We start from the raw sequence: 21,322 nt of genomic DNA, 5'->3' as shown, positions 1-21,322 counted from the left end.
AACTCGGTTATTATTATGTGCGTAGGCGTAGCCCGTCGCAGACATCGCAGGCACTTTTCCATAAGGAGAAATATCTGTAAATCCCTCCGGTTTATTCTGCAAATCAATCTCAATCAAGTCAAAGTCGATGCCTTTTTCTTGTAGTACCAAGCGCGAACGATGAGCATAAGGGCAAACAACTGCACTATATATCTTGATTTCAGCCATGTTGATATTCCTCTATGAATTAAGACTTGTTTATTAGCAGAATTACGAATCAAAAGCCTCCTGACTTGAAAGTGCTGAGTAAAAATACTAGTCCCCAGCCCTTAATTCCTCTTTCATGTAACGGCTTTTGAAACTCGTTTCATCAGGACTGCCTTTTTAAAGCCAAGGCACTTCTTCAGGCGCATAACGAAAAGCACGGAAGACTGAATTTTGCTCCCCACTAGCTACTGCTGACTTCTCACCAAGATTCCTCGCCGCAAAGTGAGGATTGACATATTCCCAAACAATCTCTCCTGTAACTGTCACCTCAAATATGCGACCGAAAGCACCTTCTGTAATCAAAGTGTTGCCATTCGCTAGACGCTGTGCGCCTGATATATACGAGCTGAAGAAATTTTGAGGTGGGTTGTCAGTGTACTCCCAAACTATCTGTTTAGTTTGACGGCTTACTTCAATCACACGAGAGAAATTGAGAGCAGTATGACGGCGATGTGCGCCATTGTCAAAAATTAGGATATTGCCGTTAGCTAATTCGTTAGGAAAATGTTGCTGTGCTAATACGTCATCTCCAAGTGTCCAGATAATTTCTCCTGTGTTGCGATCGATAATTACGACGGTAGAGATGTTGCGGAAGCTGACTATAATATTGCCGTCAGCGAGTTCGCCTACAGTATTGCCATGAGTCCATTCGTGTCGTTGATCTTGGGGAGTGATAGTAAAAATATCTGGATTTAAGTGTTCATGGGCGTGCCAAATCCAAACAATTTCACCCCCAGGAGTAACTTCGTAAAGCACATCAGCATAGATATCACCGTCTGCTTCCGTTCCCGGTACACCACCTTTGATACGGGGAATCAAAGACTGAGGTATTTTTTCAATAGCTAATAAAATCGTGTTACCGTTGCGTAGTCTGCGTCCGTCGTGATGATGATCTGGATGTTTATACTCCCAAATAATATTTCCCTTGGGATCTGCTTCTAAGACAACGCCGCCTTTAAAGGCAGCCCACAAAGGAAAATGTGGCGGAATATCTAGTGTTTTACCATTATAAAAAAGATTGCCATTGGGTAAAAGATAAGCATATAAACCCGGTGAATATGGCAAATTCCATTGATGTACTACTTCTCCTTCTAGGTTCAGAAGATATACTTCTCCCTTACCTGTAAGTGGTGTAAAAAGTGTATAACCTTTGAATACCTTGTCAGGATTATAAGCTCTTAAACCAGTACCACGGCGACGAATAGTATTTTGGTCAACTGATGCTGTTGCGATCGTCATAATTTTAAGTTGCTATCATGAATTTTGTTCAGATCCCGGACTTCTTGAAGAAGTCCGGGATCTCGCAGCTTCTCAACACGGGCTAAATGCCCCGCTACCGCTAACATCACTCTTATGGTGCTGGATTTGGATATTGAGTATGAACTGAATCCAATTCAGCCAAGATATCTTTATCAAGAACTACATTGATGCTTTCTATATTCTCTTTGAGTTGTTCTAATGTAGTAGCACCAATAATTGTACTAGCAACAAACCAACGACTCTGCACGAATGCGATCGCTAATTGTGCAGGACTTAGTTGATGGCGTTTGGCAATTTCTACATAAGCTGCTACTGCTTGACTAACATTTGGTTTTAAATATCGCTGACCAAAGTTTTCAAACAAAGTAACTCTTGCTTTCTCTGGTTTACCGTTGAGGTATTTACCAGTTAAATAGCCAAATCCCAAAGGGCTGTAAGCTAGTAAAGGAACGTTTTCGTAATAAACTGCTTCTGCAAGTGCGCTATCAAAAATTCGATTGAGTAAATTGTAAGCATTTTGAATCGAGACGACTTTAGGTAATCCTAATTGTTTAGCTACATGACTAAATTGTGCAACGCCCCAAGGAGTTTCATTACTTAAGCCGATATAGCGAATTTTACCTGCATTGATGACATCAGCGAAAACTTCTAGTTGTTCAGTAATGGAAACTGTTTCCTTTACCTCAGAGGGATCAAAAACTGTTTGTCCAAAACGTGGTACATAACGATCTGGCCAATGGATTTGATATAAATCAATATAGTCTGTTTGCAATCTTTTCAGACTATCATCTACAGCTTGTTTGATATTATCCCGATCAATGGCTTTTGCTCCATCACGTAACCATTTAAAGCCGCGACCAGGCCCCGCAATTTTAGTAGCAACTATTAGTTGATCTCGCTGCTGATGTTTTAACCATTCTCCAATATAAGTTTCGGTTAAGCCGTAGGTTTCAGCACTGGTTGGTACTGGGTACATCTCAGCCGCATCAATGAAGTTAATTCCTTGTTTAATTGCATAATCTAGCTGTTGATGGGCTTCTTCGATAGTATTTTGCTGCCCATAGGTCATAGTACCAAGGCAAATTTCGGAAACTTTTAGGTCACTATTACCTAGTTGATTGTACCGCATATTTATGAATTATGTTTGTTCTTAAATTAAAAAATTTTTACGTACTTGATATTAGACAATAAATTACTCCTTGTTCAGTAAATCGTTGTTATTTGCAGAAAGAGTGAGAATTATTTAGATGATACTACGGTACTTACATCAAATTGCCGGATTTAAATAAAATTTACAAATTTCTACTCAAAATACTTTGTCTAAATCCTTGACTAAGGCTAGTGATCGCTATACCCAAGATTATAGTTATCGATATAATTTTCTGTGTACCCTAGATATTAGTATACGCACAACTACGATAACCTGAGCATGGCAATCTTACAAGATAACAAAGAGTTTTCACAAGTTCCCATAATTGACATTAGTGCACTAATTTCCCAAAGTAGCAACTCTTCTAAAGTAGTTGCAGATCAAATTAGGCAAGCGTGCCAAGATTATGGTTTCTTTTATATCGTCGGACATGGAGTTGATGAACAACTACAAAAGCGGTTAGAACATCTCAGCCAACAGTTTTTCGCGCAGGATGTAGAAACTAAACTGAAGATTCCTATGGCTCTTGGTGGTAGAGCATGGCGAGGATATTTTCCAGTTGGAAATGAATTAACATCAGGTAGACCGGACTTAAAAGAAGGTATTTACTTCGGTGCAGAATTAGAAGAAGACCACCCACTTGTGAAAGCTGGTACACCAATGCACGGTCGCAATCTTTTTCCATCCAACATTCCCCAATTTAGGAAAATAGTGCTTGAGTATATGGAGTCAATGACCAAACTCGGACACACCTTAATGGCTGGTATTGCTCTGAGTTTGGGATTAGAAGAATCATATTTTGCAGACCGTTATACAAAAGACCCATTGATATTATTTCGGATTTTCAATTACCCTCCTAATTCATCATCTAAATCTGAATGGGGCGTTGGCGAACATACAGATTACGGAGTATTAACTATACTCAAACAAGATAATGTTGGTGGATTACAAGTCAAATCAAAGTCTGGTTGGATAGATGCACCCCCTATTCCTGGCTCATTTATATGCAACATTGGGGATATGCTCGATCGCATGACACGAGGGCTGTATCGTTCAACACCCCACCGCGTTCAGAACCTATCAACCAGTAATCGCCTATCATTTCCCTTTTTCTTTGATCCTAATTTCAACGTTGAAGTCAAACCCATTGAACTGAAGGATGTAGTAGTGAATGATGATAAAAGCGATCGCTGGGATAAAGCTAGTGTCCACGAATTTCGCGGCACTTATGGCGAATATCTCTTGAATAAAGTATCTAAAGCCTTTCCAGAACTTCGCCAAACAGTGCTTTAGACACCCAAATTAACTTTGATAAGGACGCGGTAGTTGGCGCAGTTTATGAGCCGTATCCAATTCACTATTGTTTTTTCTACCATATCCCCAACCCAAGAGCCGACGATATTCGCCCATGATGTCACTTTCAATTAAATCATCCTCATTGACTGCAACATTGGTATAAGATTCAGGTGCAACATAGAGTGCATCCGCAGGGCAATAAGCCTCACACATGAAACAAGTTTGACAGTCTTCCTTGCGGGCGATCGCAGGTGGCTCGTTAGGTACGGAGTCAAAGACATTGGTAGGGCAAACTTGGACGCACAAATTGCAATTGATACAGAGTTTATGGCTGACAAGCTCAATCATGATATGCTCCTGCTACAACACAGAGGGTGTGGTTTGAGTGGTTTGTACTGGTGGTGTAGCGATTGCATTCGTAATCCAATCACGCCTCACCCAAAGCTTATCTAAGCCGCCTGTTGCCTGGTAATAACGCTGATTTGGATCGGTTTCGGGATAGTCTACACGAATATGTTCGCTGCGCGTTTCCGTGCGATGTAATGCGCTAAAATATGCCCATCTTGCTACAGCCGTCAAAGCAGCCGCTCGCCGAGAAAATTCCACATCGCGCACTGTATCTTGTTTCGGGTTCCCTTGTACTTGCTCCCATAGTTTCTCTAATTTAGCGAGAGAATCCAAAAGTCCCTGCTCAGAACGCAAATAATTCTTCTCCAAAGGGAACATCTCGGCTTGTACACCGCGCACGATCGCCTCACTATCGAATGTTTCAGAAGTGTGTGAGGGCGATGATCCCAATCCCACTTTACCAGCAGGACGCGCAACTCGTTCATTTGCATGAGTGCCCAGACTCTTGGCAAAGTCTGCTGCCCCAACTCCAGCCCATTGCCCTGTGGAGATTGCCCACGCAGCATTGGGGCCACCACCTCCAGAAGCTAAACCCGCTAAAAACTCCCGCGATGCTGCATCACCAGCAGCGTAGAGGCCAGGAACCTTTGTAGCGCAATTATCATTCACAATCCGAATCCCACCTGTACCACGGACTGTACCCTCTAAAATAAGTGTCACAGGCACTCGTTCTGTATAGGGGTCAATACCAGCTTTTGTATAGGGTAGAAAAGCAATGAAATGAGACTTTTCAATCACTGCTTTAACTTCCGGTGTGGCTCGATCTAAACGAGCGTAAACGGGGCCTTTCAATAGGGCATTAGGGAGGAACGATGGATCACGACGACCATTTATATAACCACCTAGATCATTGCCTGCTTCATCGCTATAACTAGCCCAGCCAAAGGGGACACCCCTTGTCACTGTGGCATTGAAAGCCGTCGAAATTGCATAGTGATTGGAAGCTTCCATACTAGAAAGTTCACCGCCGGCTTCCACTGCCATCAACAGTCCATCACCTGTATTGGTATTGCAACCTAATGCTTTACTCAAGAATGCACAACCACCATTTGCTAAGACTACTGCACCAGCACGAACGGTATAAGTACGATTTTCTTGCCTCTGCACACCTCTTGCTCCAGCAACTGAGCCGTCGTCAGCCAATAAAAGCTCTAGAGCCGGACTTTGGTCGAAAATCTGCACACCAACGCGCAAAAGGTTTTTGCGAAGTACCCGCATATATTCGGGGCCATAATAACTCTGACGCACAGATTCCCCATCTTCTTTAGGGAAACGATAGCCCCAACTTTCCACTAGGGGCAAACTCAGCCAAGTTTTTTCGATAACACGCTCGATCCAACGTAAGTTAGCGAGGTTTTTTGCTACGCGATAACGCTCCGATAAAACTTTGTCCCAATTCTCTGGAGAAGGAGCCATGATGCCATTGCCACTAGCAGCAGCAGCACCACTCGTACCCAAAAAACCTTTATCAACAATGATGACTTTGGCACCTTGAGATGCTGCTGCCCAGGCTGCCCATGCTGCCGCAGGGCCACCACCGATTACCAGTACATCAGCAGTTAATTGTAGTTCGTTTTCACTATGGACTGCTAGCAATTCCCTTTCCTCAATAAGTTTCTACAGTACGGCAGAATTCAAAAGCGCTCCGACTTTTCGCTGCGTCTCTGGATGTTAGCGGGGCGTAGCCCGATAAATTCATACATTCAGCAACGCCCACAAAATTAATAAACAGAAGTCAACAATTTATCGATCGCAGATCGAAACGCCGTTGCTGCACCAGCACTCATATCACGGGGGGCGCAGATGCGATTTCTCAAATATGCGAAAGTAATAGCCCCGACAGCAGCGAATAGGAGATCAACACTACTATTTTTACCACCAGTCCTTCCACCCGGTAAGGTTTCCCCATTGCCATGAATGAGATAATCAGCTAGTTGTCGCAGGTGAAAATCAACAGCGTCCTTAACTGTGGTAAAATCACCATCTGCTGCTATTGCTTGGACTCCAGAATTTTTGATAATATCTGCGATCGCAACTTCTCGATTATCGCTCAATCTCTCAGCTGCCTCGGCTCTATATTGAATTTTTTCACTATCTGCCACATCCAGAGGTAAAGGATTTCCAATCGGTTCTACACCCCATCTGCGACGCATAAGTAAATTATTGGTGATATTATCCGACTTCACCCTATGATAAGCAGGACGCTGATTCAGTGCATCAAACCAAGCATTAATGCGAGGAAAGTGAGGATTTCCTTTGAGGTGATATCCCCGATACACAGGTAAATTAGCCGCCAATCTATCTAAATGAGGGCTATACACAATATCAACTAAGCTAAATGTACTGACAAAGTAGGGGCCAGGGTATTTAGCCAAACCTTGCTCAAGCTCATCTAACTTTGCCTCAAATGCTGCTTGTAATGCCAACTCATCAGCATCTACAGATGTTTCTCTCACGAATTTGTAAGCAATCTCTTTAAAACCGTTAGTCTCAGCTTCTTCAACCAACTGCCTTGCAACAGCATTTTCCTCTGGATTTTCCGGCAATAATGCTGGATGTGGAAACCTTTCTTCTAAAGCCAAGAGAATATCTTTAGATTCATATACTAAATTACCCTCAATTTTTGTTGCTGGAACAAGGGTTGTGGGAACTAGGTCAGTGTACCATTTAGGTTTATTACTTAAATCAATAAACTCCGTTGCAAAGGGAATTTCCTTTTCTTCCAGAGCAAACCAAACTCTTTCGCAGAAAGGACACCAGGAATTAGTATCTCGATAAAGCAAGACTGGTGGTTCTGTGTTTGGGGGAAGTTTATGTAAACTGCTGGGTATTGGTGCAGTAGAAGGGGATTGTCCCGGCCTCTTTACCCTACGCGCAGAGGTATTTTTTCTAGCAGTTTCTAAAACTTCTTCCCAAGTTGACACTGTGTTTTGAATAGACATTTTTTACCTCGCTTTACTAGGAATGCCGGAAAACACAAATAACTGTTGCTCTTTAGGTGCAGCCAAGTTTTCACCAAAATATCGATGAAGACCAACACCCATATCTCCTGTAGCTGTAAGCTTGAAGTTTACTTCTTCAAATCCAGATGCACTTAAAATTTTCCGCACATTGTCAGAGTAGGTAATACCGTTGGAGTGTCCACGAGTCCAAATGACAAAAGCACCTGGTTTACTCAGAAAACTCAGGTTATCTAGTAAGCGATTGAGTTCAGCTTCCTCTGCCAGATTGCCAAAGACACCACACACAATCACGATATCTGCTGGTACTGCTTCTACATAGTTTGTGGCAAGAGTTGCATCACCATTGATAAACTCAATTTGCTTGGTTAAACCCAAAGACTCTATAGTTGCTCGTCCACGCTCAACTAACTGGGGGCTGAGTTCAACAAGTCGTGCATATACGTCATTTATTCGAGGGTGATTTTTTAAAGTTCCTAGTAAATCTCGTCCATCACCCGCGCAAACACTTACGACACGCATAGTTCCAGATGGCGACGCATTCAAGCTGTAAGCAATATATTCCTGCACGATTTCTAGACGCTGCTGCAATTTTGGCTCAGTGTCGTATAGGTCGTGCCATTCATACCAATCTTTTGGCATAATGCGTGATTCCCATTTGATGCACACTGTATAATCACAAACTACGGTTAGTTTATCAGTTAACTGTAATTTGTGGATGAAGGCAGGGTATCATAGACGTTCGTATAAAATCAAGTCTTGTTTCATATAATCGCTCTAAGTTAGCCATTTATACGTACAAATTGTATAATATCTATCCAGCAATTCTGTAAAAAGTTTCAGTATATCTTCCCCAGAGGATTTAGTAATACTTGAAGATTATCTGTTAGCATTGGAAATCAGATTGCCAAAAGCTATTTTTAATATTATGTATATTGACTTTAATAAGTATAACTACTCTTTAATAGATGAAAGTCAAAGAAGTTCATACATTGAGAGGGACAAAGCAGCATACAAAGAAATTCTTAGGAAGTGGTTTGATAATGATGTTGACAAAATTGTCGAAAGAAAGTGGTTGGTTGAAGATATTTCATGCTTGGCATCTGTAAGCGATTTTATTCGACTCTTGAAAGAAGCAGAAAACTTATTTGAATTTGGTTTTTACACTGGCTGTATTGCACTTACAGGAATTTCTGCTGAAGATTTCACAAAGTTTTTAGCTACAAAATCGGGACGAGAGAAGCTAGTCACTCAAAGTCAGCATAAAAGAATTAATACTTTGAAAAGTGAATATCTGATTACAGAAATGACTCACAATAGTCTTGATGTAATACGAAAAATTAGAAATGGTTGTCTTCATTATAATGAAGATTTTAAACAAAAGGATAATGATGAGCTAAAGAGTGACGCAATACAGGGTTTGAATGAATTTAAGAAAATAGTAAAGGATCTGCTCGGTGAACTTACATCAACGCCAGAGTCAAATTTTGATAGTTTTTTGAAAGTCATGGAGGAAGCAGCAAAGCAGTCTGTGTCTGAGAATTATGAGTCTGTTAAAAACTTTGAAGACATGAACATGAAGCTCAGAAATGCGTCTTCAATTCTACTTGGACTGCCTACAGCTTTTCATCCAATCACTGAAATAGTAGTATTATCAGGAATTTATACGGTGTTGGAAGTTGATCTGGATATTGAACCACCAGAAGTTACACTTCAAGATGCAAGTAACGGCTTGCCAGTAATTGTAGATTTGCAAAAAGACGACAAACAAATTTTCAAAAGGGAAGGAATAAAAGAAGGCGATACTGTTCAGGTAAGAATTAGATCAGAAATCAGCAAACTTGGTCAGACAGAAGCTTGGAAGTTCTTGAATTTGCGAAAAGTATAAGTTATGAGCAAGAAAATATCGTCCGGTCAAACAGCATAATAAGCTGTTGAAGCCCAACAACGAACGGTGATCGTTAGTGGTGCAAGATTGTCTGTATCTAAGTACAAGTGAATGAACCAGTTACTCATAAATCTCGCACCAAGGGATCAATCAATTCATCACGGATGCGATCGCATTCAATATAAGCATTGATTTCATCTTGGCGATGCCTGAGATCCTTGCTAAACCTGTGTTATGCTAACAGCAAGTATAGAAAAACAGCTATGACTGCTTTAGTACAAGAACTTTTAGATACCTTCGACCGCTTAACAGATGCGGAGCAATTAGATTTGGTACTAGAAATTCTAAAGCGGACTGTTGACTTAGATTTTCCGCCGTTGTCGGATGAAAATTTAGTTTTGAACGCTGAGGAACTTTTTTTAGAATTAGACGAGCAGGAACCCCTGTATGATTAGCTCTGAACGTGGTGAAGTTTAGCTAGTCGATTTGGGTTATGTAGCGAAAGTCAGGCCGTGTTTAGTAATCAGTATTCCTGCCCTCAATCAAGACCGTGCCTTAGCAACTTTAATTCCACATACAACAAGTCCACGTGGTTCAAGGTTTGAGGTGCAAATCAAAGTCAAGTTCCTTCGAAAAGGAGCCTTTGACGTGCAAAACGTCATCACAATTCCTCATACAAAGCTTTTACGCAAATTGGGTAGTTTGACATCTGAGCAAATGGTAGAAGTTGAGAAGGTGCTGCTTTTCTGGTTAGGATTTGAAGAAGCTGATACTAAAGAAGACGAAGATTAGTGAATCTACTACTTGTGACGACAGCATAACAACCTCGATGCACAAGGTGAAGCGCCTATGCGTTTAAATTTCAACCCTCAATTTGCCACGAATTTACGAAATTGTGTACTTAATTTGGCGCTCCCATAACGCCGAAAATCGGTTTAAACTGTGACTCTTGTACCGTCAAATTTGGTGAAGGTGAAACCATTGAATATTTCGTTGTAACCCAGTCTCTCATCCCTGAGCAGACTAATAGCAACCTCTTCTCCTAAAGCCAAAGAAGCTGAACCATCGGAACGCCAATGGATACCGCCGTGACCGCGACCAATAGCATAGTTAGTTGCCAGTTTATTCAACTCACCACCTACAGTTAGTGGTGGCCCACTGTAAGGAATCAGTTTTGTCGGGTCTTTGGGATCGGGCACTACTGGTGAGGGAATAACAAAGTTTTCATCAAAGAATGCTTTCAACAGTGTGATATTGACGCCAGCAGTGGCAGCCGCACCACCTGTATAAGATGAATGGATTGGCGCTGCTTCTGGATATGCTTGGGGCAATAGATAGGTGTTAAAGGTGCTAAAGGTCTGAGCCAAAGCTTGGGAATTTAAGACCTCAGAATTAATTGGATACTGAGTTTTATTGACAATGTTGTTGTAGACTAGCCCACCATAAGCTTCTGGGCGGAGAATGCGGTGTACATAAAACTTCTGCCAGTATGATGCTCTAATCACACGCGAAGTACCCAAGTTAAGCAAGGCTTGTAAATGTCCCACTGCAAAGGTTGCAGCTGAACCACTTTGAGTTCTCGATCTAACGTAGGGATTGCCTGGATTCAAAGGAGTACCGATGCTACCAAGAATTAAGGAGGCTCCCACGTATGTAGGGCCGCCAATATGGGCATACTCACCTAAATCCCGAACCGTGACTATATAACGGTTTTTGGGGTCGTATTTAATGGATTTCCCGGAACTACCTCCATTCTGAACAGTCAACCATTCCTGAAAATTGACTAGAAAGTCATTACCAGGAAGAGCAGTACGAATCAGTGGCGAAACAGACTGAGTTCCCCAAGGAATAGTTAGCAACAAAAATTGTGATAGATAGGGACCATTTAGTACCCCTGGCGGAGTAACATATTTTGTACTTGAACCTGAACCGACGTAGTTGACACTACCACGAAATAGAGTTTGAGGGGTAACACGGCCATTTTGTTTTGGCCCTCGAAACGCCGAAAGCTTGTTGAGGTCTTCGACGGCTGCCAAGACTTTTGGGTTGTCAGTATTGTTTTGGAGCTTGGAAAGAGGTACATCTCGGAGTAAAGCTTGCCAGTAAAGTTCAACTGCTTCAGCAGCGCGATCTGCGCTAGCTAGAGCTGGTGGTGCCGGCACAGCTATCTGCGCTGCGTTGATCCCTTCTAGGCTGATTGCCAGGGCCCCTTGAGGATTGAGCAGCTTTCTGGTGCCACCCAAGATGATATTTTCAAAATCATTCGGGTTTTGCGTTGTCAGTGCTTTGGTCAAAGAGTTGTAAGCTTCTAGCTTGACTTCGCCTCGTTCGTCATGTGGTAGGGCCCTACTGTCAGAGCCTATTTTGTTGGGATAACGCTCCTCATCGCCGTTAGTTGGATGGGCCGGAATCGGAATATTTCGTTCAAGTGTTGCTGCTTCAACACGTACTCGATAGGCTTTATCAACAAATCTCCTGTAGTCGAAGGATCGATTATTATACCGCCTCTTGATATCTTGGGCTTGTACAATATCTCCTCCCTTCTTCGAGGAGAAAGTTGAACCTAAAACTCCTGTAACAACGCTAGCGGCACTAAACAAACCAGCACGACCAAGAAATGAGCGTCTGCTAGCGTGACTACCAAAAAAACGTTTGCTAGTTACACGGGGTTGTTTCAGTTTATCTGTTTCGCTATTAGCCTGAGTATCTTGCTCGGAACCTTCATGAGAATTAGGATCTACTTGCATGAGATGTTCTCCACTGATAAAAAATAAGACAAAAGTTTAGTCATGAGTGAATACATGAGCATTGCAAAGCTAGAACAACTAGCCACGCACAAAATACGCGCCTCCAGAAAAACAAGTTAATATCGCCGGATTTAAGATGAAATCTGGGATTACTCTACTGGAAGGTAACTTGCACAGAAGGTGATTTTCCTGAAAGTCATGTAGGTATTCAGTGCTGTTATGATGCTTCCATCACACGGCTGTTATAAGTTTGTGGTTGTAATCAGTCTGACAGGATGTTGCCGGGTTAAACCACAGCTATAACTACCACCTAATTCTGGTCAATCCATAAAGTACTGTAAATCTGTCGACTTAATGTATTTTATGGATATTAAATCAGACTGTCTCACAATCGGTGATGAAAATCAAGAGGTTTTTACAATAAATTTAGCAGGAGCGTCAAAACCGAAGCTATAAGGATAAATAAAAGACTATTGCGACTCTGTTTATCGCCTGGTTTTAATTTTAAGTAACTTTAGACCAATCTATCAAAAGTCAAGCTCAAACGTGGGTTTTGTTGGCTCTGAATTAATCAACATAAACTCACCTACAATCAAGGACACTAGAATATCAGACGAATCCACATCTTCTACTTGAATCAACCACCGTTGGTTTGCTGGATTATTTGAGTTTGACTCTCGACCACAAACTATCCCATATTTTCCGGCTACATAAGTAGGACGTAAAATTAGCACCCTATCTTTTACTTGAATACGTTGTGACTTTTGCAATAATGCTCCTAAGAAGATGTTTGAAAAGTGTTTCGCTGTGACTTTAGCCACTTTTGACTATAAATCAAAGTAAATCAGGTAGTTGATACATAGAGTAAAAAACACGCGCTCCACATTCTTCGAGTTGAATAGCTTCACTTTGACTGCTGTAACCTAATACTTTCATGCCAGCAGTAATATCGGTACGTACACGTGTGAGCGTTGAGCAATCACGCGATCGCTATGAATGCTGACTTGACTGGAAAAAGCAGAGTGAAAGTCCGGCTCAAACGTGGTGTTACCTGCTGGTACTAGCAAGCCAAGACGGATCTGCCTATTAGAGTAAGCTTTTGAGTACATTATGATACCTCTTTTTGACAAGCCTGATTATGTCTAGATATTTATTTAGTTACACTAATAATTAGGTATGCATATTTTCATAAAGACTGTATACTATTTAAAGTACGATAAATCGACCGACAAACTGTAATATACCATCTAACTGACGTAGATACCTGCCAGTCAATTATTTAACTGCACTAATCAACACATCTCGCTTCTGTCTTATTGCAATAGTAAGAGTTGTGAAATCTCAAATAGTCTGCATGTCACGATAATTACAAGGAAAAGATTTTATGAGCAACATACAACTGTACTTCGCCAAAGCCTCTACCTTTTCTCAACGGACTCGTGTCGTCTTACTGGAAAAAGGCATTGACTTCACGCCGATAGAAATTGACTTACAGAAAAAACCAGATGGGTACACGCAGATTTCCCGCTATGGCAAAGTTCCGGCTATCAAACATGGGGATGTTGAAATTTACGAGTCCGCTATTATAAATGAATATTTAGATGAGGTTTTTCCCGAACCACCATTGTTACCCCGCGATCCCGCAGCTAAAGCGATCGCTCGGATTTGGATAGACTACGCCAATACTCGCCTTGTCCCGGCTTTTAATAAATTGCTGCGCGGTAAAGATAGCCAAGAACAGGAACAAGGACGAAGAGAGTTCACAGAAGCACTTCTATATATTGAACAAGAAGGATTAGGCAAAGGTGATTACTTGTTAGGAGATCAGTTTAGCCTAGTTGATATCAGCTTCTATCCTTGGTTTGAACGTTTACCACTCTTAGAACACTTCCGCAAATTCACATTACCAGCAGAAACACCTCATTTGCAGACATGGTGGAACAGGTTAAGCGATCGCTCCTCAATTCAAGCAGTAGCAAACCCTGTAGACTTCTATTTGCAAAGATTCGCCAAAATTCTCGGTGAACCTGTTCCCGTTGGTGCAGTTCAAAAATAGGGCGTATGGATTGACAGAAATTAACCAAAATCCAAAATGGGATAACCTATGAGCTTAAATAACCAAGTTCTAGACAAACCAATTTCCGCAGAACTGCCATACGTAGAGGCTAACCTCAGTTACCTGATTCCAATGGCAGAAAAACCTGTTAATTATACTTACGAACCACCGCCAGGGGTTCCCCGCACGAATGCAACTTACCAGACGCACAAACTGCCAATTTACAATGCTCGTTCTATCTCAGAGAACATCTCGTTAGATCGAGAAGGATTTGCATTTACTGGACATAATACTAATGTCCGCAACTTTTACGATGAAGACGAAGTACGCGGCGTCTACTATCCAGAAGCCGAGCAATTGTTAAAAGAAGTAACAGGTGCAACACAGGTAGTGATATTCGATCACACCTTGCGTAATGCCAGTCAGTCCAAGCCAGGTGAGAATAACATTAAAGAACCTGCCTTGCGTGTACACAACGACTTCACCGCCAAATCTGGCTATACTCGCGCCCGTTTGGAATTAGCAGCGCAAGGCATAGATGACATTGATACGCTACTAAAACAACGATTTGCCATCATCAATGTTTGGCGAGCAATTGCACAACCAATCCAAGAGTCACCATTAGCAGTGTGTGACGCGCAAAGTATCACACCCACAGACATTGTGGCTGGTGATTTAGTGTACCGCGATCGCGTCGGTGAAACTTATGGAATCACGTATAATTCCAAACATAAATGGTTCTACTTTCCGCAAATGCACAGGGACGAAGCACTATTTATTAAATGCTTCGACTCCGCAGAAGACGGACACGCGCGTTTTGCAGCCCATACAGCCTTTGAAGACCCCACCAGCCCAGCTAACGCCCCCCCACGAGAAAGCATCGAATTACGAACATTCGTTTTTTACCCTGCATAAATTGCAAAAATTTCTCTCATACTCCTACTCTCTGCGTGAAACAAATTAACCCTTGGAGACACAAATATCATGACTTCCCAACACTTTGACATCAAACCAATCGCCGGACGTATCGGTGCAAAAATCATTGGTGTTGACTTGAGCAGTAACCTCAGCAATGAAATCATCAGCGATATCCGTAAAGCTTTAGTTAAACACAAAGTCATTTTCTTCCGAGAGCAGAACCTTGACGCTCAAGGACAAGTAGCCTTCGCCCGGCGCTTTGGAGAAGTCACAACAGCCCATCCCACCGTTCCCTCATTGCCAGAAAACCCAGAAGTTCTTGACCTGAATTACGGCAAGACTGTGAGCCGCGCCAATACCTGGCACACCGATGTCACATTTGTAGATCGTCCCCCCCTTGGTTCTATTTTGCGGGCGCTTGTCATCCCACCATCAGGAGGTGATACGATTTGGGCAAACTCCGTGACTGCTTACGAAGATTTACCAACTCACTTACGTAATATTGCTGATCAACTCTGGGCAGTACACAGCAATGCCTACGATTATGCAGCAGCTACAATTGACTTACCAAAAGAAGTCTTAGAGCATCGGGCTGTTTTTACCTCGACTGTATACGAAACCCTGCATCCAGTTGTCCGCGTCCATCCTGAATCTAGTGAACGTGGATTATTTATTGGTGGGTTCGTGCGCCGCCTGCGCGGTTTTTCACAGAATGAATCTGATGAAATCGTAAAATTGTTGCAAGCTTACATCACACGTCCTGAGAACACAGTCCGGTGGCGTTGGAAAGTAGGCGATGTAGCTTTCTGGGATAATCGCGCTACTCAACATTATGCGATCGCAGACTACGGTAATCAACCTCGCCATGTTCAACGAGTCACACTTGTGGGTGATATTCCTGTTGGTATTGATGGTAAGCAGAGTGAGGCTATTAAGGGAGATTCTTCTGCATATAACCGACGTGAACCCGCTTTTCTTAGTGCCATTCGTATCTGAGCCTTAATTTACATCTTGCACCAGGCGTGAGAATTGCCTGGTGCTTTTAATTTTTTCTTCTAATTTAGGTTTTACCTATGTGTTCTCCCTTCAGATACTCTTCCCTTTGAGTTATGGTACAAAAAACTAAGTGAATATCTCTCTTTTTGACCCCAATTACCACCCTTGGTAGTTGGGGTTTTGTTGAGATATCTACTTAAAAGTAGAGTATTAATGACTCATTTGCAATAATTGATGTGCGTGAGTGCCTTCATTATTCATAACTTGTTCTAGTACTGCTTCTCTAATATTTACAAATACTTCACTAGCTCTGTCTCGTGGACGCGACAATCTTACAGGTAAATCTAATGCAACCCGTCCTTCTTCAATTACTATCACTCTGTCTGCTAGCGCCACAGCTTCTTCTACATCATGAGTAACTAAAAATGCCGTAAAGCCTCTCTGTTGCCACAAATCTTCGATTAAATGTTGCATTTCTAGGCGAGTCAACGCATCTAATGCTCCTAAAGGCTCATCAAGTAGTAATAGTTGTGGTTGACTCACCAAGGCTCTGGCCAATGCTACTCGTTGTCGTTGCCCTCCAGATAACACGTAAGGCCATTCACCAGCTCTATCTTTAAGTCCTACTTGTTCTAATACCCACGCAGCTTTTGCACGCCAATTTTCTTGCAAACCCAGACCCACATTGTCTATCACACGTTTCCAAGGTAGTAACCGGGGATCTTGAAACATCACTCTTACAGAATGACTGAGCTTGCGTAGTGGTTCTCCATCTAGCAATATACCGCCTGTCGTGGGTTTATCTAACCCTGATACAAGGCGTAGTAAAGTACTTTTACCGCAACCACTGCGCCCTACAATAGCAATAAACTCTCCTGGTGCTACTTCTAGATTTAATGAGTTTAAGACAGTTTTATTTCCAAAAAGTTTGCTTAAACCCAAAATTGTAAGTTGTGAACCTTGTATATTTGAAACCATTTTTATTTTTCCTTTTTTTAGAGATTATCGAGCGATTCAGTTATTGAGTATTTGGATTTTTTACCTAGCAGATGTGTAGTTGGGATTCCATGATAAAAACTTATTTTCTAGAGCTTTAGCGATAGAGTTTGCTAGTTTACCTAGTAATGCATAGATAACAATACTTAACACTACAACATCCGTTTGCATAAACTCACGGGCGTTCATTGCCATATAACCAATGCCGGAATCGGCTGCAATTTGTTCAGCAACAATTAACGACAGCCACATAATACCCAAGGAAAATCTGACACCAATTAAAATCGAAGATAAAGCTCCTGGAAAAACGATTTGCCACATGAGTTGAGATGTTTTTAACCCATAAACTCTGCCCATTTCAATAAGTTCATGATCTACGCTACGAATTCCATGATAAGTATTAAGGTAAATTGGGAAAAATACACCTATAGAAACTAGAAATAATCTAGCTTGATCACCAATCCCAAACCATAAAATTACTAGGGGAATTAATGCCAAGTTGGGAATAGTACGCAGCATTTGCAAGGAACTATCTAACAATTGTTCTCCAATGCGAGAAAACCCAGTAACTAATCCCAAAACAAAGCCAATTCCGCCCCCAACGATAAAACCCGATATAGCGCGTGCAGCACTAATTCCCATGTGTTGGAAAAGCTCTCCAGTTGAGGCTAACTTAAATGCTGTAAAAACTACGCTACTAGGTGCTGGAAGAATTCTGCTGGAGAGTAAACCAGTTTTGGAAGAAATCTCCCAGAGCAGGAGTACGGTAAAAGGAACTATCCAAGGGATGATTTTATTAGAGAATTTGTTATTGAGTAGTGTTTCTAGGGATTTTTCGCTGCTTTTAGTCTTTTTCAGAGTAATAGTCATAAGCTACCAATTAGTTGTTTTATGAAGTTATCATTAACGGCTATTTCGTCAATAGAACTGAATAGATTTGATGTTATGTATGTTTGTTTTACTGAGACAGGCAAAGAAAACAAGGAGAACAAAATCGAAAAATTACCTTGCCGTTTGAGTATTTCTTCTTAAACTACTACATATTGAGAGAATTACCGTAGATTAAAGACAATCTTACACGAAATTATATAAAAAGCAACCCCAACTAAACTTTTGGCACGAACTGAGTATTAGCGAACCTACCTATTTTCTATATCAAAGAGGCTTCCAATTCAAAAAATCTCCAATTTGTAGGGATTTAGGACTAATAGTCTATGACGCACTATCAGTCCTGAAATAACGGTGGGTTAGCGACAGAATAACCCACCCCACATCTATTGATAATCCCTAAAACCTGTAGACAGTACGAATCCATGCAAATAAACTATCAGGATTATTGGCATTTGAATCTGGTGCAGTCACCCAGATAAAACCCGGCGTAATGTCAATCTTGTCAGTGATTTTATATTGATAAAATCCTTCAATATGCAAGGAAGTATCTTTGTCTGCTTGTCCTAAACCTGCTCCTAAATCTACATTATTGCTGAGACTGGTAAGTTTTGGTGCCATACCTACAAACAATCCTCCTAAACTTCCTTCCTTCCCAAGATCGGGGAAAGCCAGTCCTACCGCCCAATCCATAGCATTACCATCGCCACGCCCTAAATAGCGGTGTGCGCCATAACTTACCCAACCATTGATAGCAAACTTGGGGCTAAATTGATAGAAAGCTTGTACACCATAAAGATTAGCTACAGTTCCTGTTCCAGCCACGGTGCTATTAACCAGGTTGCTCCCTGCTGCTGGGCCAAAGTTAGTTCCACTTACACCTCTGGCGTTAGGTGGACTATAAGTATTGACGTAAGTTAGAGCCGCGCGAAAATTCTTCTGAGGACTGGTATATAGTATCTGTCCTAAAGCTAAATATCGGCCTGTGAGGAAGCCATTATTTTCTTGAGGGTTATTAGCGTTAGGTGCGCTGTAAGCTATTCCCAGTTGGAATTGTTTATTTAATCTATGGAGTACCGCTATTCCGCCACCAGTATCTCCATATTGATAGACTAAAGCTCGTCGTGAGAATCGGGAAATCCCATTAGAACCAGTTGCTAAACTACTTTCAAAGTATGGATTAATCGGTACAGTAAAACCTAGTTCATTAGCTCCATCAGATAAGGCATAAATGTTGACTTGAGTATTTGAACCGAATGGAAACCGATAACGCAGACCAGTCAAAGACAAATCATTGCGTGGTCTTGTAATATTAGCGTTATCAGCCGTTCTGCCATCAAAAGTACCTAATAATCCAGCTTCTCTTTGTCCCAATGATTCAATACTTCCACCCCCCATTGTTATGCCTAGTGAATCTTTACCTGTAAAGCTGGCATTTAATCGCAAAGTTACTGCATCTTGCAGTGTTACTATGCGGGGAGCTGGCCTGCCAGTTACAACATTATTACCGGCTAGAAGTGAGCCAAGGACAAACTGCACTCGACCTGTGAGTTTAACTGTAGTAGAAAATTGTTGTGATTCAATGACTCCCAGTTTTGCCTCTGCTGCATCAACTCGTCCTTGCAGTGCAATCAATTCTGTGGAAAATTCCTCTCTTAGCTTCTTGATTGTGTCTAAGTCTTCTTGTTTAACTAAGTCGGCTGTAGAACTGGCGATTATTTGATTGATTCGGTCTAAAGCAGTATTTAGACCAGCTGCAAATTCATAGCGTGTCAGGGCGCGATCGCCTTTGAATGTCCCATCTGTATAACCTGCGATCGCACCATAGCGTTCCACTAAAGATTGCAATGCTTGAAATGCCCAATCTGTAGGCTGAACATCTGATAATTCAGAAACAGAAGTAACTTGCGCTGTGAAAGTCTCCTGAGAAAGTAGGCTTGCTTCTTGGAATAGTAAATAGTCTGGCGTTTGAGCTACTTCTAGGTTGGCAGTTTGATTCGATTCAGGCTGAGTTGCAATATTTGGCGAAAGTTCCTCAACCCCTGATTTTAGCTCGGATAAGTCCGGTGCTTCAGCAGCAAGTGCGGCTGAAGAAAGGATCAAAAATACATTAAAAAGACCTGGGATAACTAGCCCATAATTCCACAAAACTTTAAACATTGGCTATTGGGTTATGCACAGAAAATTAACAAATCTTTGCTTGCTAGCACCCCACAGGATTTTCACATCCAGATTACACACCTTTGTATAGACAAAGATTTTTCAGATGGATTGCATTGAGCAGAAGTTTTTTTATGAACACCTTTTGGCAAAGAGTAAATGGTGTTAAGAGATTACACACTAGTAGTCTGTCAATAAGGAATTGATGGATAAATCCCCTGTAGAGACGGCGATTTATCGCGTCTCTCTAACCGTCAAAATGAATTTGACAGACTACTAGGCAGGATTTGTCACTCATAGTGTGGGGGGTGTGGGAGGTTTGTTGCTTTTTTCTATCTCCCCACACTCCTTGGATTTCTCACAAGTGAGAAATCCAGGCTAGGCAGGAGAAGAGAGGCAAAACTGGGATGCTCTCTTGAGAAGAAAGAATTTGAATTAGCCTAATTTGTGGCTATTAGCAAACCACTAAAACTTTATCGGAATTTAGTAGTTTTATTGTTCATATTGGATATTTGCATAAAAAAATAAAAAAAACAAGCCTCTTAAGATACATTTTTAAAAATAAAATATTAGCAAACTTGTATTAAGCAGTACTTGCCTTTTTCTCATAAGTGTGAAAAACTCTGTTAAATACATAAACTACGGTAAATCAATCAAGTTGTAGTATTTAATAAGGAATAGACTACAGCATTTCAATTTATCGGCTGACTACTCAGCCGGATCTGCAAAAAAATATTGATAGGGCAAAGATTAATCATGTACCTGATGCAAGTAGTAGTGAAACGCCCTATCAATCTTCTAAGTGGTTTAAACAAACTTGGTAAGAACCTCGGCATTCTCATACTACAAGTCCTTCTTTATAGATTTGTTCTGTCAACAGAGACTAGGGAAATATTCAGAATAATTTTCCCAATGCTTAATCCCCAGTACCTGAATAAAGATTGATTCACCAAAAAATCAACTTATGACCCAACTGAAAACGCTTCCTACCTACGACCCAACATTATTTGAGGGTGCTGCTGAACTTTACGCTCAATACAGAACTAAATACCCACCTGCTGTATTCGACAAACTAACCGAAATTTTTCATCTTAATGGTCAGGGACGACTGCTTGATTTGGGTACTGGGCCAGGTTTAATTGCCATTCCCCTCAGCACCAAATTTCAGGAAGTAGTTGCGATCGATCCTGATCCGGAAATGCTCAAGGAAGCGCAACGCCAAGCAGCAGATGTAGGGGCAAATAATATTACTTGGCTAGAACAAGGCGCAGAACTGATTAACCCTAGTTTAGGGGTATTTAAACTAGCTACCATTGGCAGAGCCTTTCACTGGATGGAACGGGAACTCGTACT

At 41.5% G+C, this 21,322-nt stretch carries 21 protein-coding genes; 8 read left to right on the top strand and 13 right to left on the bottom strand.

Annotation, left to right across the window (positions count from 1 at the left end; genetic code table 11):
* The 3 genes from VE944_RS23540 to VE944_RS23530 all read right to left on the bottom strand — a co-directional run.
* A partial coding sequence (locus tag VE944_RS23540; protein ID WP_324982705.1) for a glutathione S-transferase N-terminal domain-containing protein occupies window positions 1-207 on the bottom strand: 207 nt, incomplete at its 3' end.
* Window positions 208-363: 156 nt separating this feature from the next.
* The gene (locus VE944_RS23535) at window positions 364-1,485 is read right to left on the bottom strand and encodes an aryl-sulfate sulfotransferase (RefSeq protein WP_324982702.1); all 1,122 of its coding nucleotides are present in this window, start codon (window positions 1,483-1,485) and stop codon (window positions 364-366) included.
* A 112-nt stretch (window positions 1,486-1,597) separates the two neighbouring features.
* Complete coding sequence (locus VE944_RS23530; RefSeq protein ID WP_324982700.1) at window positions 1,598-2,635, bottom strand: NADP(H)-dependent aldo-keto reductase; 1,038 nt, start codon at window positions 2,633-2,635, stop codon at window positions 1,598-1,600.
* Window positions 2,636-2,935: 300 nt separating this feature from the next.
* On the opposite strand from VE944_RS23530, the gene VE944_RS23525 reads away from it, so the two are divergent.
* On the top strand, window positions 2,936-3,949 hold the full coding sequence (locus VE944_RS23525; protein ID WP_324982697.1) for an isopenicillin N synthase family dioxygenase: 1,014 nt from the start codon (window positions 2,936-2,938) through the stop codon (window positions 3,947-3,949).
* A gap of 9 nt (window positions 3,950-3,958) precedes the next feature.
* On the opposite strand, the gene VE944_RS23520 is transcribed toward VE944_RS23525, so the two are convergent.
* The 4 genes from VE944_RS23520 to VE944_RS23505 all read right to left on the bottom strand — a co-directional run bounded on the left by VE944_RS23520 (window position 3,959) and on the right by VE944_RS23505 (window position 7,962).
* The gene (locus VE944_RS23520; protein WP_324982694.1) at window positions 3,959-4,300 is read right to left on the bottom strand and encodes a 4Fe-4S binding protein; all 342 of its coding nucleotides are present in this window, start codon (window positions 4,298-4,300) and stop codon (window positions 3,959-3,961) included.
* Between the two features lie 12 nt (window positions 4,301-4,312).
* Window positions 4,313-5,956, bottom strand: a complete 1,644-nt coding sequence (locus tag VE944_RS23515) for an FAD-binding protein (RefSeq protein ID WP_324982691.1) — start codon at window positions 5,954-5,956, stop codon at window positions 4,313-4,315.
* Window positions 5,957-6,081: 125 nt separating this feature from the next.
* Entirely contained in the window at window positions 6,082-7,302 is a 1,221-nt protein-coding gene (locus VE944_RS23510; RefSeq protein ID WP_324982689.1) for a glutathione S-transferase family protein, read from the bottom strand.
* A gap of 3 nt (window positions 7,303-7,305) precedes the next feature.
* Window positions 7,306-7,962: a class I SAM-dependent methyltransferase family protein gene (locus tag VE944_RS23505; RefSeq protein WP_324982686.1), complete on the bottom strand. Its 657-nt coding sequence runs from the start codon at window positions 7,960-7,962 to the stop codon at window positions 7,306-7,308.
* A gap of 262 nt (window positions 7,963-8,224) precedes the next feature.
* On the opposite strand from VE944_RS23505, the gene VE944_RS23500 reads away from it, so the two are divergent.
* From VE944_RS23500 to VE944_RS23490, 3 genes are all read left to right on the top strand, one after another.
* Window positions 8,225-9,208: a DUF4145 domain-containing protein gene (locus VE944_RS23500; RefSeq protein ID WP_324982683.1), complete on the top strand. Its 984-nt coding sequence runs from the start codon at window positions 8,225-8,227 to the stop codon at window positions 9,206-9,208.
* Window positions 9,209-9,471: 263 nt separating this feature from the next.
* A complete protein-coding gene (locus VE944_RS23495; protein ID WP_324982681.1) occupies window positions 9,472-9,663 on the top strand; it encodes a hypothetical protein in 192 nt (63 codons plus the stop codon).
* 31 nt (window positions 9,664-9,694) lie between these two features.
* A complete protein-coding gene (locus tag VE944_RS23490; RefSeq protein WP_324982678.1) occupies window positions 9,695-10,000 on the top strand; it encodes a type II toxin-antitoxin system PemK/MazF family toxin in 306 nt (101 codons plus the stop codon).
* Between the two features lie 143 nt (window positions 10,001-10,143).
* Here VE944_RS23490 and VE944_RS23485 read toward each other — a convergent pair whose 3' ends face one another.
* From VE944_RS23485 to VE944_RS23475, 3 genes are all read right to left on the bottom strand, one after another.
* Complete coding sequence (locus tag VE944_RS23485; RefSeq protein ID WP_324982675.1) at window positions 10,144-11,955, bottom strand: vanadium-dependent haloperoxidase; 1,812 nt, start codon at window positions 11,953-11,955, stop codon at window positions 10,144-10,146.
* 527 nt (window positions 11,956-12,482) lie between these two features.
* Window positions 12,483-12,776, bottom strand: coding sequence for a hypothetical protein (locus VE944_RS23480; protein ID WP_324982672.1), 294 nt, complete (start codon window positions 12,774-12,776; stop codon window positions 12,483-12,485).
* Between the two features lie 111 nt (window positions 12,777-12,887).
* Entirely contained in the window at window positions 12,888-13,064 is a 177-nt protein-coding gene (locus VE944_RS23475) for a hypothetical protein (RefSeq protein WP_324982669.1), read from the bottom strand.
* A 275-nt stretch (window positions 13,065-13,339) separates the two neighbouring features.
* On the opposite strand from VE944_RS23475, the gene VE944_RS23470 reads away from it, so the two are divergent.
* The 3 genes from VE944_RS23470 (at window position 13,340) to VE944_RS23460 (ending at window position 15,925) form a co-directional block, all read left to right on the top strand.
* The gene (locus VE944_RS23470; protein WP_324982666.1) at window positions 13,340-14,011 is read left to right on the top strand and encodes a glutathione S-transferase family protein; all 672 of its coding nucleotides are present in this window, start codon (window positions 13,340-13,342) and stop codon (window positions 14,009-14,011) included.
* A gap of 48 nt (window positions 14,012-14,059) precedes the next feature.
* A complete protein-coding gene (locus VE944_RS23465; protein WP_324982663.1) occupies window positions 14,060-14,926 on the top strand; it encodes a CmcJ/NvfI family oxidoreductase in 867 nt (288 codons plus the stop codon).
* Between the two features lie 69 nt (window positions 14,927-14,995).
* The gene (locus VE944_RS23460; RefSeq protein ID WP_324982659.1) at window positions 14,996-15,925 is read left to right on the top strand and encodes a TauD/TfdA dioxygenase family protein; all 930 of its coding nucleotides are present in this window, start codon (window positions 14,996-14,998) and stop codon (window positions 15,923-15,925) included.
* Between the two features lie 210 nt (window positions 15,926-16,135).
* On the opposite strand, the gene VE944_RS23455 is transcribed toward VE944_RS23460, so the two are convergent.
* From VE944_RS23455 to VE944_RS23445, 3 genes are all read right to left on the bottom strand, one after another.
* A complete protein-coding gene (locus VE944_RS23455; RefSeq protein ID WP_324982656.1) occupies window positions 16,136-16,903 on the bottom strand; it encodes an ATP-binding cassette domain-containing protein in 768 nt (255 codons plus the stop codon).
* 60 nt (window positions 16,904-16,963) lie between these two features.
* On the bottom strand, window positions 16,964-17,791 hold the full coding sequence (locus VE944_RS23450) for an ABC transporter permease subunit (protein WP_324982653.1): 828 nt from the start codon (window positions 17,789-17,791) through the stop codon (window positions 16,964-16,966).
* Window positions 17,792-18,208: 417 nt separating this feature from the next.
* Window positions 18,209-19,969 (bottom strand): iron uptake porin, encoded by a 1,761-nt coding sequence (locus tag VE944_RS23445; protein WP_324982650.1) that lies wholly within the window; start codon window positions 19,967-19,969, stop codon window positions 18,209-18,211.
* Window positions 19,970-20,933: 964 nt separating this feature from the next.
* On the opposite strand from VE944_RS23445, the gene VE944_RS23440 reads away from it, so the two are divergent.
* Window positions 20,934-21,322: class I SAM-dependent methyltransferase (locus VE944_RS23440; RefSeq protein WP_324982648.1), on the top strand; the 389-nt coding region annotated here is incomplete at its 3' end.

Source organism: Nostoc sp. (genome assembly GCF_035638895.1).
Taxonomy (GTDB): Bacteria; Cyanobacteriota; Cyanobacteriia; order Cyanobacteriales; family Nostocaceae; genus Nostoc.
Note: the sequence above shows the minus strand (reverse complement) of the source record. Positions and strands in the feature narration are given on the sequence as shown.

Coding starts and splice junctions, on each gene's coding strand:
- VE944_RS23505 (WP_324982686.1), bottom strand. CDS start 7,962: ATGCCAAAAGATTGGTATGAATGGCACGACCTATACGACACTGAGCCA.
- VE944_RS23525 (WP_324982697.1), top strand. CDS start 2,936: ATGGCAATCTTACAAGATAACAAAGAGTTTTCACAAGTTCCCATAATT.
- VE944_RS23470 (WP_324982666.1), top strand. CDS start 13,340: ATGAGCAACATACAACTGTACTTCGCCAAAGCCTCTACCTTTTCTCAA.
- VE944_RS23520 (WP_324982694.1), bottom strand. CDS start 4,300: ATGATTGAGCTTGTCAGCCATAAACTCTGTATCAATTGCAATTTGTGC.
- VE944_RS23450 (WP_324982653.1), bottom strand. CDS start 17,791: ATGACTATTACTCTGAAAAAGACTAAAAGCAGCGAAAAATCCCTAGAA.
- VE944_RS23445 (WP_324982650.1), bottom strand. CDS start 19,969: ATGTTTAAAGTTTTGTGGAATTATGGGCTAGTTATCCCAGGTCTTTTT.
- VE944_RS23510 (WP_324982689.1), bottom strand. CDS start 7,302: ATGTCTATTCAAAACACAGTGTCAACTTGGGAAGAAGTTTTAGAAACT.
- VE944_RS23495 (WP_324982681.1), top strand. CDS start 9,472: ATGACTGCTTTAGTACAAGAACTTTTAGATACCTTCGACCGCTTAACA.
- VE944_RS23530 (WP_324982700.1), bottom strand. CDS start 2,635: ATGCGGTACAATCAACTAGGTAATAGTGACCTAAAAGTTTCCGAAATT.
- VE944_RS23455 (WP_324982656.1), bottom strand. CDS start 16,903: ATGGTTTCAAATATACAAGGTTCACAACTTACAATTTTGGGTTTAAGC.
- VE944_RS23535 (WP_324982702.1), bottom strand. CDS start 1,485: ATGACGATCGCAACAGCATCAGTTGACCAAAATACTATTCGTCGCCGT.
- VE944_RS23485 (WP_324982675.1), bottom strand. CDS start 11,955: ATGCAAGTAGATCCTAATTCTCATGAAGGTTCCGAGCAAGATACTCAG.
- VE944_RS23475 (WP_324982669.1), bottom strand. CDS start 13,064: ATGTACTCAAAAGCTTACTCTAATAGGCAGATCCGTCTTGGCTTGCTA.
- VE944_RS23465 (WP_324982663.1), top strand. CDS start 14,060: ATGAGCTTAAATAACCAAGTTCTAGACAAACCAATTTCCGCAGAACTG.
- VE944_RS23460 (WP_324982659.1), top strand. CDS start 14,996: ATGACTTCCCAACACTTTGACATCAAACCAATCGCCGGACGTATCGGT.